General features: G+C 70.6%; 15 protein-coding genes and 1 pseudogene. 5 read left to right on the top strand and 11 right to left on the bottom strand.

Going from position 1 to position 12,991, the window contains the following annotated elements:
* From RNB18_RS00005 to RNB18_RS00035, 7 genes and pseudogenes are all read right to left on the bottom strand, one after another.
* A pseudogene (locus tag RNB18_RS00005) lies at positions 1-122 on the bottom strand (electron transfer flavoprotein subunit alpha/FixB family protein); the annotation flags it as partial.
* Positions 123-143: 21 nt separating this feature from the next.
* Positions 144-929: an electron transfer flavoprotein subunit beta/FixA family protein gene (locus RNB18_RS00010; protein WP_311712025.1), complete on the bottom strand. Its 786-nt coding sequence runs from the start codon at positions 927-929 to the stop codon at positions 144-146.
* Between the two features lie 33 nt (positions 930-962).
* Positions 963-1,709 carry a GntR family transcriptional regulator gene (locus tag RNB18_RS00015; RefSeq protein ID WP_311712026.1) on the bottom strand — a complete coding sequence of 249 codons (747 nt, stop codon included), beginning with the start codon at positions 1,707-1,709 and terminating at the stop codon, positions 963-965.
* Complete coding sequence (locus RNB18_RS00020) at positions 1,702-2,868, bottom strand: acyl-CoA dehydrogenase family protein (protein ID WP_311712027.1); 1,167 nt, start codon at positions 2,866-2,868, stop codon at positions 1,702-1,704. The genes RNB18_RS00015 and RNB18_RS00020 overlap by 8 nt, the downstream gene beginning before the upstream one ends.
* Before the next feature lie 27 nt (positions 2,869-2,895).
* A complete protein-coding gene (locus RNB18_RS00025) occupies positions 2,896-4,089 on the bottom strand; it encodes a CaiB/BaiF CoA transferase family protein (RefSeq protein ID WP_311712028.1) in 1,194 nt (397 codons plus the stop codon).
* 134 nt (positions 4,090-4,223) lie between these two features.
* Positions 4,224-4,490: a hypothetical protein gene (locus tag RNB18_RS00030; RefSeq protein WP_311712029.1), complete on the bottom strand. Its 267-nt coding sequence runs from the start codon at positions 4,488-4,490 to the stop codon at positions 4,224-4,226.
* Positions 4,491-4,945: 455 nt separating this feature from the next.
* Complete coding sequence (locus RNB18_RS00035; RefSeq protein WP_311712030.1) at positions 4,946-5,404, bottom strand: MarR family winged helix-turn-helix transcriptional regulator; 459 nt, start codon at positions 5,402-5,404, stop codon at positions 4,946-4,948.
* A 124-nt stretch (positions 5,405-5,528) separates the two neighbouring features.
* Here RNB18_RS00035 and RNB18_RS00040 point away from each other — a divergent pair, with 124 nt between their 5' ends.
* Positions 5,529-5,882 (top strand): hypothetical protein, encoded by a 354-nt coding sequence (locus RNB18_RS00040; RefSeq protein ID WP_311712031.1) that lies wholly within the window; start codon positions 5,529-5,531, stop codon positions 5,880-5,882.
* Positions 5,883-5,897: 15 nt separating this feature from the next.
* On the opposite strand, the gene RNB18_RS00045 is transcribed toward RNB18_RS00040, so the two are convergent.
* Together RNB18_RS00045 and RNB18_RS00050 are read right to left on the bottom strand one after the other, a co-directional pair.
* A complete protein-coding gene (locus RNB18_RS00045; RefSeq protein ID WP_311712032.1) occupies positions 5,898-6,887 on the bottom strand; it encodes a helix-turn-helix domain-containing protein in 990 nt (329 codons plus the stop codon).
* A gap of 185 nt (positions 6,888-7,072) precedes the next feature.
* A complete protein-coding gene (locus tag RNB18_RS00050; RefSeq protein ID WP_311712033.1) occupies positions 7,073-8,050 on the bottom strand; it encodes an alpha/beta hydrolase in 978 nt (325 codons plus the stop codon).
* A 247-nt stretch (positions 8,051-8,297) separates the two neighbouring features.
* On the opposite strand from RNB18_RS00050, the gene RNB18_RS00055 reads away from it, so the two are divergent.
* Together RNB18_RS00055 and RNB18_RS00060 are read left to right on the top strand one after the other, a co-directional pair.
* Positions 8,298-9,266, top strand: coding sequence for a TerC/Alx family metal homeostasis membrane protein (locus RNB18_RS00055; RefSeq protein WP_311712034.1), 969 nt, complete (start codon positions 8,298-8,300; stop codon positions 9,264-9,266).
* A 113-nt stretch (positions 9,267-9,379) separates the two neighbouring features.
* Positions 9,380-10,261: an LLM class F420-dependent oxidoreductase gene (locus tag RNB18_RS00060; protein WP_311712035.1), complete on the top strand. Its 882-nt coding sequence runs from the start codon at positions 9,380-9,382 to the stop codon at positions 10,259-10,261.
* Here the strand turns inward: RNB18_RS00060 and RNB18_RS00065 are convergent.
* Positions 10,258-10,464 carry a hypothetical protein gene (locus RNB18_RS00065; protein ID WP_311712036.1) on the bottom strand — a complete coding sequence of 69 codons (207 nt, stop codon included), beginning with the start codon at positions 10,462-10,464 and terminating at the stop codon, positions 10,258-10,260. The two genes, RNB18_RS00060 and RNB18_RS00065, sit on opposite strands and share 4 nt — an antisense overlap.
* Positions 10,465-10,580: 116 nt before the next feature.
* Between RNB18_RS00065 and RNB18_RS00070 the strand changes: the two genes are divergently transcribed.
* Entirely contained in the window at positions 10,581-11,486 is a 906-nt protein-coding gene (locus RNB18_RS00070; RefSeq protein ID WP_311712037.1) for a LysR family transcriptional regulator, read from the top strand.
* A 107-nt stretch (positions 11,487-11,593) separates the two neighbouring features.
* Here the strand turns inward: RNB18_RS00070 and RNB18_RS00075 are convergent, their stop codons facing one another.
* Positions 11,594-12,157, bottom strand: a complete 564-nt coding sequence (locus RNB18_RS00075; RefSeq protein WP_311712038.1) for an NAD(P)H-dependent oxidoreductase — start codon at positions 12,155-12,157, stop codon at positions 11,594-11,596.
* Positions 12,158-12,276: 119 nt separating this feature from the next.
* Between RNB18_RS00075 and RNB18_RS00080 the strand changes: the two genes are divergently transcribed.
* On the top strand, positions 12,277-12,945 hold the full coding sequence (locus RNB18_RS00080; protein ID WP_311712039.1) for a TetR/AcrR family transcriptional regulator: 669 nt from the start codon (positions 12,277-12,279) through the stop codon (positions 12,943-12,945).
* The last annotated feature ends 46 nt before the right edge of the window (positions 12,946-12,991 follow it).

Raw genomic sequence — 12,991 nt, forward strand, 5'->3', positions numbered from 1 at the left:
GCACCCGCGCCGAGCGCGACGGCGACCGGCTCGCCGATACGGCGGGCCAGGGTCAGCAGCTCCAGGGTGGGCTTGCGGACGGCACCGTCCACGTGATCGACATAGACGAGAACTTCAGCCATGGGAAAGCAACTCCTGTTGACTCAGATGAACTTCTGGCTTGCCAGGAACTCGGCGAGCTGCTTGCCGCCCTCGCCCTCGTCCTTGACGATCGTGCCCGCGGTACGGGCCGGGCGCTCCGTGGCGGAGTCGACCGTGGTGTAGGAGCCCTCCAGGCCGACCTGCTCGGCCTCCAGGTCCAGGTCGGACAGGTCCCAGGCCTGAACCGGCTTCTTCTTGGCGGCCATGATGCCCTTGAAGGAGGGGTAACGCGCCTCGCCCGACTGGTCGGTCACCGACACGACGGCCGGGAGGGAGGCCTCCAGCTGCTCGGTGGCGGAGTCGCCGTCCCGGCGGCCCTTGACCGTGCCGTCCTCGACGGAGACCTCGGACAGCAGGGTCACCTGCGGCACACCCAGGCGCTCGGCCAGCAGCGCCGGGACCACGCCCATGGTGCCGTCGGTGGAGGCCATACCGGAGATCACCAGGTCGTAACCGGCCTTCTCGATCGCCTTGGCCAGCACCAGCGAGGTACCGAGGGCGTCCGTGCCGTGCAGGTCGTCGTCCTCGACGTGGACGGCCTTGTCGGCGCCCATCGACAGCGCCTTGCGCAGCGCGTCCTTGGCGTCCTCGGGGCCGACGGTGACCACAGTGACTTCGGCATCGTCCGCAGCTTCGGCGATCTGCAGCGCCTGCTCGACCGCGTACTCGTCCAGCTCTGAGAGCAGACCGTCCACGTCGTCACGGTCGACGGTCAGGTCATCGGCGAAGTGCCGGTCGCCGGTGGCGTCGGGCACGTACTTCACAGTGACAACGATCCTCAAGCTCAAGGTCTTCTCCTGATTCTTGCGGGTGGGGAAGCATCAGCGTCCGCTGCGCCGCAGCCGTACGCGATACGAGTAGTGCTCGGGCAGGAAGTGACTGACGGCCAGCTCCACGAGCCGTCCGGCCGCCGACTGGTAGACCCGGTCGATGCGCAGCAGCGCACGGCCCGGTTCGCACCCGAGGTGTCCGGCGATCCCGGCGTCGGCCGCCGCGACGGTGATGCTCTGCTCGGCCTCGGCGATCGGCTCGGGCAGCCGTTCGTCGAGCAGTCCGATGACCGTGGTGGCACCGGCGGTGCCGGGCCCGGCCAGTTCCGGGACCGACTCCAGCAGCCGGCCGACCTCCGGCGGCAGAAACACTGAGGTGTGGCAGAACGCGGTGTCCTCGTGCAGCCGTAGGAAGGCGACCTTGTGCACCCGGTCGCTGTGCAGGCCCAGCCGTCCCGCCGCGTCGACGTCGACCCGTTGGTGCAGGGGTTCGACGACCTGCATGCGGGTGTCGATGGACAGGCCCATCAGGTCGTCCACCGAGCCGAACTGACGCAGGTACTGCTCCTCGCGGGGGGTGGCGAAGGTGCCCCGGCCCGGCACCCGGTGCACCAGTCCTTCGGCGACGAGGTCCTGGAATGCCCGCCGTACGGTCTGGCGGCTGATCCCGAACCGGTCGGCCAGCTCGGCCTCGGTCGGCAGTCGTACCCCTTCCGGGAAGTCCTGGCGCAGGATCGCCGCCCGCAACTCCCGTGCCAGCCGCAGGTAGATGCTGTCGCGCTGGATCTGCTCAGCCATCCAGACCACCCCGCGCCACCAACTGGGCCGCGATCACGTTGCGTTGGATCTCGTTGGTGCCCTCGCCGACGATCATCAGCGGGGCGTCCCGGAAGTACCGCTCGACGTCGAACTCGGTGGAATATCCGTAACCGCCGTGGATGCGGACGGCGTTGAGCGCGAGTTCCATCGCCGTCTCGGACGCGAACAGCTTGGCCATGCCGGCCTCCATGTCGACCCGGCGTCCGGCGTCGGCCTCCCGGGCCGCGTACAGCACGAGTTGACGGGCGGCCGTCAGCTTGGTCGCCATGTCGGCGAGGTAGGTGCCGATCGCCTGGTGGCGCCAGATCGGCTTGCCGAAGCTCTCGCGCTCCTGGGCGTAGCGCAGCGAGTCCTCCAGCGCGGCCCGCCCCACGCCCAGGGCACGGGCGGCGACCTGGAGCCGTCCGGTCTCCAGCCCTTTCATCATCTGGGCGAAACCGCGTCCTTCCCTGCCGCCCAACAGGGCGTCGACGGGCGCTCGGTAGCCCTCGAAGCTCAACTCGCAGCTCTCCACGCCCTTGTAGCCGAGCTTGGGCAGGTCACGGGAGACGACTAGGCCGGGACCGTGTTCGGCGAGCAGTACGGAGATGCCCGTGTGGCGCGGTTCGGCGGTCGGGTCCGTCTTGCAGAGGAGGGCGATCAGCCCGGAGCGGCGGGAGTTGGTGATCCAGGTCTTCGCCCCGTCGACGACGTACTCGTCGCCCTCGCGGCGGGCGACGGTGGTGATCGACTGGAGGTCGCTGCCGCCACTCGGCTCGGTCAGGGCCATGGTGGCGCGGAGCTCTCCGGTGGCCATCCTCGGCAGACAGCGCCTCTTCTGCTCCTCGGTCCCGAAGTGGAGGAGCAGCTTGGCGACGACGGTGTGCCCGCCCATCGCCCCGGCCAGGCTCATCCAGCCGCGCGCGAGTTCCTCGGTGACCAGGACGAAACAGGGCGTGGAGACGGGGTTGCCGCCGTGCTCCTCGGGGATCGCCAGGCCGTAGACGCCGAGTTCCTTCATCCTCTCGATGAGTTGCTCGGGGTAGGTGTCGCTGTGCTCCAGATCCCGGACGACGGGCCGGACGTCCCTGTCGACGAACTCGCGCACGGTCCGTACGACGAGACGCTCGTCGTCGGAGAGGATGTCCAGGACGCTCATCGCTCGTGTCTCCTCCGGTCCAGGGCCTCAGACGACCGCGTCGGCACGCAGCGCCGCGATGTCGTCGCCGGTACGGCCGAGCTCCGTGAGGATCGCCTCGGTGTGCTCGCCCACCGCCGGGACCGGGTCCATGCGGGCGGGCAGTCCCGCGAGGTCGGCCGGGGGCAGCAGCGCCTCCACCGTGGCCCCGCCGGGAACGGCGACCTCGTGCCAGCGGCCGCGGGCGGCCAGGACCGGGTGGTCGAGGAACGCGGCGACGTCGTTCACCCCGGCGCAGGCGATGCCGATGTCCTCCAGGTCCTTCAAGACCGCTGCGGCGTCGGAGCGCGCGATCCGCTCGGCGACCACGGCGTTGAGTTCCTCGCGGTGGGTGACCCGGGCGGAGCCGGTGGTGAAGCGCGGATCCTCGGTTAGTTCGGGCCGTCGTAGGAAGTGCGTACAGAGGGCGAGCCACTCGCGTTCGTTCTGGATGGAGAAGAGCACGTCCTTGCCGTCGGCGGCGGTGAAGGCGCCGTACGGGGCGATGGTGGCGTGCTGGGTGCCCAGACGCGGCGGTTGGCTTCCGCCGTAACGCGTGTAATTGGCCGGCTGGCTCATCCACTCGGCCAGTGCCTCGAACAGCGACACCTCCACCGGGTGGGCCCTGCCGGTGGTGGCCCGGGTGTACAGGGCGGTGAGGACGCCGCTGTAGGCGTACATCCCGGCCGCGATGTCGGCGACCGAGATCCCGACCCGCGCGGTCTCCTCGGCGGTCCCGGTCAGCGACACCAGGCCCGTCTGGCACTGTACGAGCAGGTCGTACGACTTTCGGTCCGCCCACGGCCCGTCGGTGCCGTATCCGGAGATCGTGCACGGGATCAGCCGCGGCCAGCGCTCGGCGAGGACGTCCACGCCCAGGCCCAGCCGGTCGGCCGCGCCCGGAGCCAGGTTCTGTACGAACACGTCGGCGCCGTCGAGGAGTTGGTGCAGGATCTCGAGGCCGCGCGGGTCCTTGAGGTCGAGCGTGAGGGACTCCTTGGACCGATTGAGCCACACGAAGTAGCTGGAGTGGCCGTGCACGGTCGTGTCGTAGCGGCGGGCGAAGTCCCCCTCGCCCGGCCGCTCCACCTTGATCACCCTGGCGCCGAGGTCGGCGAGCTGCCGGGTGGCGTAGGGCGCGGCCACGGCCTGCTCCAGGCTGACCACCGTGACGCCGGACAGGGGAAGCTGCGGCACGCTCATGGGGCCTTTTGTACGGCCAAATCCAAGAGGGTGTCAACGGCCGCCGCAGCCCCACGACCTGTGCCCTTCGCCACCTCGGGGCTGTCGGCGAGATCACCCCCGCCACTTTGTACGGCCCTTCGGCCGAGCACGGCTCAGCTCTGGCGGCCCGGATGGCACAGGACCATGACCGCGCGGGCGACGAGCTCACCCGCCCCGCCGAGCTCCTGTCGGTAACGGTCCGTGGTGTCCCGTACGGCCTCCACGAAGCCGGGGTCGACGGCGCGGGCCCGGGCCGGGGCGGGGAGTTCCTGAGCCATCTCGCGTCGGCGCGCGAGCAGCGCGATGATCTCCTCGTCGAGACGCTCCAGCCGAGTGAGTGAGATGTCCTCGCCCGGGGCGGTGGCCTGGTTCGTCGTCACGCTGAATCTCCGTTCGTCGGCGCGAAACGCGGCGCTGTCCTTCACCGCTGGTCCTTCAAGACCTTGCCCGTGGCGGTCAGCGGCAATTCCTCCAGGAACTCGTTGGTCCTCGCACCTTCAGACCGGCGCACCGGGTGGTGGGCTTGGCGCCGCCGCGTCCGCCATGTCGTGTGCCTTGTCCGCGACGATCCTGAAGCTGGGGCGCGGTGGGTCGTTGCCGCGCAAGGACGTCCGCCTGCCGACGGGCAAGGCGGTCACCTTCCGGCGCACCGGGTGGTGGCCTTGGCGCCGCCGCGTCCGCCATGTCGTGTGCCTTGTCCGCGACGATCGAGAAGGTGAGGCGGAGGGCGCCGTGGACGACCGCCTCGGTGTCCCGCAGCGGTCGGTCGGGTCCACGGCGGGCATCGTCGCGATGGCCTCGGACGCGGCGGGCACCTCGACGAACGGCGTCCGCGTCAGGCCGGGAGGCCGTGGGCTTCGAGGGCTCGTACGAGAGGGGCGAGTTCGGGGTTGGCGGCCGCCTGGTCGAGGGCTTCGCGGAGGGCCTTCTCGTTGGTGGGGCGGGCTTGTTCGAGGAGGGTGCGGCCGGCGTCGGTGACGTCGGTGTAGATGCCGCGGCGGTCGGTGGGGCACAGGTAGCGGGAGAGCAGGCCGCGGTCCTCGAGGCGGGTGACGAGGCGAGTGGTGGCGCTCTGGCTGAGGACGACGGCGTCGGCGACCTGCTTCATCTGCAGGTGTCCGCCCTCGCCGTCGTGCTGGCGGCCCAGGACGTCGAGCAGGGAGTACTCGCGCACGCTGAGGTCGTGTCCGGCCTGCAGGGCGCGCTCGATGTGGGCCTCGATCCGTCCGTGCAGCAGGGAGAGCGCGCACCAGCCCTGGGCGAGGGCGGTCAGTGCGGGGTCTGTGGCGGTCATGGGGCCTGCTTCCTCCGTCCCGGTACGGGTAACGCCCAGGATATTGCATGGCTGAAACTTTCAGCGTCTGCTTCTATAGTGCGCGCGCAACTATCAGAACCCGCACCCGCAGAGAGCGACTCCGATGACGACCCGGCCCTCCACCACGACCCTCTGGCGCCCGACCGGCCCCAAGGAGCTGGACCTGGTCCGGGAGCTCGACTGGCGGGCCTGGCCGCCGAGGCTGCCCGAGCAGCCGATCTTCTACCCGGTCCTCAACGAGGACTACGCGATCAGGATTGCCCGGGACTGGAACGTCAAGCACGACGGCGCCGGCTTCGTGACCCGCTTCGAGGTCGAGTCGGACTTCCTGAGCCGCTATCCCGTCCAGCAGGCAGGTGGCCGCACGATCCTCGAACTGTGGGTCCCGGCCGAGGAGCTCGACGAGTTCAACGCGCACATCGTCGGCGTGATCGAGGTCGCGCACGAGTTCCGCTGACCCTCTGCGGTCCCGCTACGGCCGTGCCAAGTGCCGCATGGTCAGGGCCAGTTGCAGCCGCAGTCGCCCCTGAGGTGTGCGCAACGGCCAGCCCAGCAGATGCTCCGCGTGGGACAGCCGGTCCTGGAGGGTGGAGTGGTGGACGTTGATCTCGGCGGCAGCCGCACGCAGGCTCGCCGTCGAGATCACGGCGTGCAGCGTGCCGAGCAGCCAGGGCGTGGCCGCCCCCGCCGCCTCCAGCGCCCGGACGTCGGGCGGCGGCTCGGCATCCGGCGCGACGAGGTCGGCCAGGAGCGCGACGCCGCCCAGTTCGTCGGCGTACACGATCTTCGGTCCAGGATCCTGAGCCGTGCCCTGCGCGGTGAACCGCAGCGCGGTGCGGGCGTCCGCCCAGGACCGCGGCAGATCGAGCACGGGCACGGCGGGCCCCACTCCGACCCGCCCCGCGGGCAGTACGGCGTCCGCCCGCCCGGCCACGATCCGGGGCGGCCCGTCGAGCGGGGCCAGCGCACGCGCGGACGCCATGGTCTCCAGTCCGAGCCGACGCGCGGCGTGCAACCGGGCGGCCTCGGGGGCCGTGGCATCCAGCACGGTCTCGATCAGCGCCGGGTCATCGACGGGCGCGCGTCCCCGCGTACGGTCCAGCACGAGCCGTACGGCACCCGCGGCCCGCTCCAGAATCACCGCGTCGACCACGCTGGGCGTCGCCTCGGCCCGCTCCAGCCACAGCGCGGCGGCCCCACCCGGCGCGAGCGCGGTCGTGGGCCAGCCCGGATCCGGCGGCACCCCGGAGTCCCGGCGCGTTCCATCGGCCTCGACGCGAACCTGCACCCGCCGCTCGACATCGACCAGCCGGGCAGGCACCCCGGCCAGCACGGCGGCCCCCCGCACCAACGCCTCCAGCCCCGCGCGGGCCTCGGACAGCCGATCGAAGTAGGCGATGACCCGGACGGCGGCACCGGCATCCGGATCCAGCGCGGTGAGGCGCCCGGCCAGCTCTTTCATACGCCCATGGTGCGCCCTGGGGGACGCGAAGCGCCCCCGTGGGACGCGGGACTGTGACATCGCGGCTGCACCACGCGGGGACATGTGTGGCTCCGCCAGGTGAGCCCGCGACCAGCCGCGACGCAGCCGCAGCCGCCCCATGTCCGCACGTGGCGCTTCCTTCCGCGCCGCTGCCCGCACCACCCCTAGCTGCCCAGCAACCTCCTGAGCCACCCCACATGTGCCGCCCGCGCCGCCTGGGACAACGCCGCCTGCGGAGCGAACCCGTCGAACCCGTGGAAGCCTCCCGGCCACACATGCAGCTCCGCCACCCCGCCCGCCTGCCAGATCCGCGAGGCGTACGCGACGACCTCGTCCCGGAACGTCTCCGCCGACCCCACGTCGAGGAAGGCCGGCGGCAGTCCCGACAGGTCCTCGGCCCGGGCAGGGGCCGCGTACGCCGGAACGTCGGGACCGCCCCGCAGTTCACCCAGCAACGCCGTCCAGCCCGTCTCGTTGGCCGTCCGGTCCCAGACCCCCAGCCCCGCCATCTGATACGTCGAGTGACTGTCATTGCGGTCGTCCAGCATCGGGCACATCAGCAGCTGCCCCATCGGACGCGGCCCCTCGCGGTCCCGGGTGAGCAGCGCCAGCGCCGCCGACAGCCCGCCACCCGCGCTGGCACCGGCGATCACGATCCGCTCTGGGTCGCCGCCCAGCTCCTTGGCGTGCTCGGAGGTCCACACGAGCCCGGCGTAGACGTCCTCGACCGGTGCCGGATGCGGATGTTCGGGCGCCAGCCGGTACTCCACCGACACCACCACCGCGTCCAGTTCCTTCGCCCAGGCCAGCGGACCGTCCACCCCGACCCGGTTGTTGCCGAGGATCATGCCGCCGCCGTGGACGTGGTAGATCACCGGACGACCGGTGCCCGCGGACGAGGAACCGGTGGGGCGGCAGATCAGCAGCGAGATCTCGGGGGCGCCCGCAGGTCCCGGCACCGACCGGTCCTCCACCTCGAAGAACCCGCCCAGTGTCAGGTCCAGGTCGGCCAGCATCTCGATGCCCGGTCCCTGACGGACGATGTCGATCTCGTCCAGGGTGAGACCGGGAGAGATCACGTCCTTGATCAGATCCAGGGCGGCACTGAGCTCGGGGTCGAACGGGGGCGGCACATGGGTCATGGCTTCTCCTCACGCGGGGCGCGGCGGCTCGTGGCGTCATGATCGGGGCAACGACGTCCGTCCTGGACGCCGCCGTACGGCGGAACCTGCCCGCCGTACGGCGGGTGGTGAGCGGCGAGATTCCGCCATGTTCTCGTGTGACCTGCGGTTCCTTGCCATCGCGTGACCTGTTGTTCACCTTTTGTAGGTGGAAGGGATCCCCGGTGGTGACAACGCTGTCGATGCCCCCCACGCATCAGGAGAACCAGTGAACGTCTCTCTCACCGTCTGGCTGCTGACCATCGTCGCCCTGTGCGTCCTGGTCGGCGCCGACTTCTTCATCGGCCGCAAGCCCCACGACGTGTCGGTCAAGGAGGCCGGCATCTGGACCGTCGTCTGGGTCGTGTTGGCCTGTCTCTTCGGACTCGGGCTGCTTCTCTTCGGCGGTGGGAAACCCACGGGCGAATTCTTCGCCGGATACATCACCGAGAAATCCCTGAGCGTCGACAACCTCTTCGTGTTCGTCCTGATCATGGGGAAGTTCGCGGTGCCCTCGCAGTATCAGCAGCGGGTGCTCATGGTCGGCGTCGTGATGGCGCTCGTGCTGCGCGCCGGGTTCATCGCTGCCGGAGCGGCGATCATCTCGGCGTTCTCGTGGGTGTTCTACATCTTCGGCGCCTTCCTGATCTGGACCGCCTGGAAGCTCGTCCAGGACGCCCGCAAGGACGGACACGACGAGGAGTACGAGGAGAACAAGCTGCTGAAGATGGTGGAGAAGCGGTTCGGTGTGGCCGACCGCTACCACGGCACCAAGCTGTGGATCGAGGAGAACGGCAAGCGGGTCATGACCCCGATGCTGGTCGTGATGCTCGCCATCGGCTCCACCGACGTGCTGTTCGCCCTGGACTCCATCCCCGCCATCTACGGGCTCACCCAGGACCCGTACATCGTCTTCACCGCCAACGCGTTCGCCCTGATGGGTCTGCGCCAGCTGTACTTCCTCATCGGCGGCCTGCTGAAGAAGCTGGTCCACCTCAGCTACGGTCTCTCGATCATCCTCGGCTTCATCGGCGTCAAACTCGTCCTGCACGCCCTCCACGAGTCCGGCGTCCACGTCCCCGAGATCAGCATCCCCTTCTCCCTCGGCTTCATCGTCCTCGTCCTGACGGTCACCACACTGACGAGCCTGCGGGCCGCGAAGAAGCAGGGGGAGACGGAGGCGGAACGGGTGGTGTGAGAGGCGCGGCGGCCGGAGCACGCATGCGCACGTCTCCCCGCCCCTTGACTTCGAGAGCGCTTCAAGTTCTAGCGTCGGGCAGGTCGGCGAAAGTCCCGTGAACGGAGACGGACATGCGTGTGGGCGTGCACATCAACCGGTTCGACCACCCCGCAGGCGCACCCGCTCTCGGTGCCGAACTCGCCGCCGCGGGTGCCGCGGCGGAGGCGGCCGGCGTGAGCTGGCTGTCGGTGATGGACCACTACTTCCAGATGGAGTTCAACGGCGGCGCCGAGGACCCCATGCTGGAGGCCTACACGACCCTGAGCTTCCTCGCGGCCCACACCGAGACGGTCCGGCTCGGCGCGCTCGTGACCGGAGTGACGTACCGCCACCCCGGACTGCTCGCCAAGATCGCGACCACGCTCGACGTGCTCTCCGGCGGCCGGGCCACCCTCGGCATCGGAGCCGCCTGGTACAACCGGGAGCACGAAGGGCTCGGCGTGCCGTTCCCGCCCCTCGCGGAGCGCTTCGAACGGCTGGAGGAGACCCTGCGGATCTGTCTGCAGATGTGGGACCCGGCGGCGAACGGCCCCTTCGAGGGCACCCACTACCGGCTCGCCGAGACCCTGTGCGTACCGGCCCCGGTCAGCCGCCCGCACCCCGAGATCATGATCGGCGGCAGCGGCGAGAAGAAGACCCTCCGCCTGGTCGCCCGCTACGGCGACGCCTGCAACCTCTTCGCCACCTCGCCGGAGGAGGTCACGCACAAGCTCGACGTGCTGCGCGGCCACTGCGACACCGAGGGGCGCGACTACGACGAGATCCGCAAGACCGTCGCCTACATGGGCGAACCGGCCACCGAGGGCGACCTGGAGGCCTTCACCCGGGACATCACCGGCTACGGCAAGCTCGGCATCGACACCGTCATTCTCGCCCCGCGCATCGACGCCCCCGCGGAGTGGATCGAACGCTTCGTCGCCCCGGCCGTGGAGCGGCTCGCGGAACTGGACTAACCCGCACGCGCGGCGGAGGGCCGGCTGCGGGAGAGGACGCGGGTCCCGCAGCCGTCGGTCACGCGGACCTGCAGCGAGCCGCACGCGCAGCGGGTCCACACCGTCCCGCCCGTCGCCGTGCCGTGCCGGGACACCACCTGGAAGGGCTCGGCGCCGTCGGGCCAGCCGCAGTGCGGGCAGACGGCGCGGATCGTGCTGGTCATGGTGACTCCTCGTACCTCTTGGCTGTTACGGCCGTCGCGACACAGCCCAGAGTGCAGCGGAGTCTTCGTTCACGTCCAGGTTGACTTCCTGGATCCGACCTTGAAGCGTGGGCTTCATGATTGACCTGCGCCGACTCCACGTCCTGAGGGCGGTCGCCCACTACGGCACGGTCACCGCGGCCGCCCGCGCCCTGCACTTCACCCCGTCAGCCGCCTCCCAGCAGATCCGCCAGCTCGCCCGCGACCTGGGCGTCGACCTCCTCGAACCCCAGGGCCGCGGCATCCGTCTCACCCCGGCCGCCGAGAGCCTGCTCGCGCACGCCGACGCCATCCAGGCCCGCTGGGACCAGGCCGAACTCGATCTGCGCGCCGACCACAGCGAGCCCGCCGGACCGCTCAGGGTGAGTGGTTTCCCGGTGGCCGTGTCCGTGCTGCTGGCCCCGATGGCGGTCCGGTTGCGCGAGCGGCATCCCCGGCTGACCGTCGGCATCCAGGAGTTGGGCGTGACGGAGAGCTTCGACCTGCTCTTCGAGGGGGAGATCGACCTGTCGGTCGTGGAGGCGACCCCGTACAACCCGCCCATGAGTGACGTCCGCTACGACCAACAGCCCTTGCTGGACGACCCGTTCGACCTGGTCGTCCCCGCGGACCACCCCCTCGCCGGACGCGAGCGCGCCGATCTCGCGGACGCGGCGCACGAGGACTGGATCGCCCCGGTCCCCGACAGCCCCTGCCGCCCCCACGTGCTCTCGGCCTGCGGCGCGGCCGGCTTCACTCCGAGCGTGGTCCACCACGCTCTCGACTGGAACGTCACGGCGCACCTGGTGGCCCACCGCCTGGGCGTCGCCTTGATCCCCCGCCTGGCCCACCTGACCCCCCACCTGCCGATCGCAAGGGTCCGCTGCACGGGCAACCCGCACCGCAAGCTCCTTACCTGCACCCGCGGCGGAGCGCACGAACGCCCGGCGATCGCGGCGGCGCTGGAAGCTCTACGGGAACTGGCGCCCTCGGCAGTGGTGTGAGGAGGCGCGCCCCGCAGGGGCGCGGGGAACTGCGCGACCGCCCCCACGGACCCGCAGGCAGACGAAAAGGGGCCGGAGTCCAAGACCCCGACCCGTTTCGCCGCAGGTCAGGCCGCGGCGACCTCACCCGCGGTGCTGTGCAGCTGCGCGACGACCTCGGCCAGCTGCGCGGCGACCTCGGCGTCGTCGGCCGGGTGCGTCTCGGCGAAGCGCACCAGCGAACCCGGGATGGACAGCTTGACTTCCTCGAGCACCTTGCCGCCGGCGATACCCACGGACTTGCGGGTCTCGTCCTGCGCCCACACACCGCCGAACTGACCGTACGCGGTACCGACCACGGCGACCGGCTTGCCGCCGAAGGCGCCGGCGCCGAAGGGACGCGACAGCCAGTCGATGGCGTTCTTCAGTACGGCCGGGATGGTGCCGTTGTACTCGGGGGAGAAGAACAGGAACGCGTCGGAGGTCTGCGCGGCCTCACGCAGCTTGGCGGCGGCCGCGGGGACGCTGCCCTCCACGTCGATGTCCTCGTTGTAGAAGGGGATCTCGCCGAGGCCCTCGAAGAGCACGACCTCCGCGCCCTCGGGGGCGTGCTTGACGGCCGCCTCGGCGAGCTGGCGGTTGGTCGAACCGGCGCGAAGGCTTCCGACGAGCGCGAGAATGCGAACAGACATGCGAACTCCAAGGGAGGGTGAAACATTGCCGTAATGATGCGGACCGGGGTCCGCTTAAAGTTGTACCCCCATAACCGGACCTCGGTCCAGTTTTCTTCCCGCTGCTTTACGCTTAATTCATGTCCGCCGTCCTGCCGCCCCTGCCACCGCTGCCGACTCCACCTGATCCCACTGAGCCCGAGCTGCTCCAGCTCGGCCTTCCCGAGGAGGAGCCCTGCCTGCGTGCCGACGCCGCGCGCAACCGGGCCCGGCTCCTGGAGGCGGCCACCCGCCTGGTCGCGGAGCACGGGGCGGCCGGGGTCACGATGGAGGCGGTGGCCGCGGCCGCGTCGGTCGGCAAGGGCACCGTCTTCCGCCGGTTCGGCGACCGCACCGGCCTGCTGACGGCACTGCTCGACCACTCCGAGCGCAACTTCCAGGCGGCCTTCCTCAGTGGCCCCGCCCCGCTCGGGCCCGGCGCACCGCCCGTCGACCGGCTGCGCGCGTTCGGCCACGCGCTCCTGCGCCGGTCCGGCGACGAGATGGACCTGATGCTGGCCGCCGAGCCGAGCCCGGAGCGCCGCTTCACCCCCGCGCCCCGCCGGGTGCACCACAGCCATGTGACCCTGCTGCTGCGCCAGGCACGCCCGGAAGCGGACTCCGAACTGCTCGCCCAGGCCCTGATGGGCTACCTCGATCCCGCCACCATCCATCACCTCACCCGGAGGTGCCAAATGCCGCTGGAGCGCCTGGAGAAGGGCTGGGACGACCTCGTCGCCCGGCTCACCTGCACCGATCCGCCACGGTGAGTTCGGGCCGCGCCCCGGTCCGCTACACCCTCACAGCTTCTGCAAA

Source organism: Streptomyces doebereineriae (assembly GCF_031845645.1).
Taxonomy (GTDB): domain Bacteria; phylum Actinomycetota; class Actinomycetes; order Streptomycetales; family Streptomycetaceae; genus Streptomyces; species Streptomyces canus.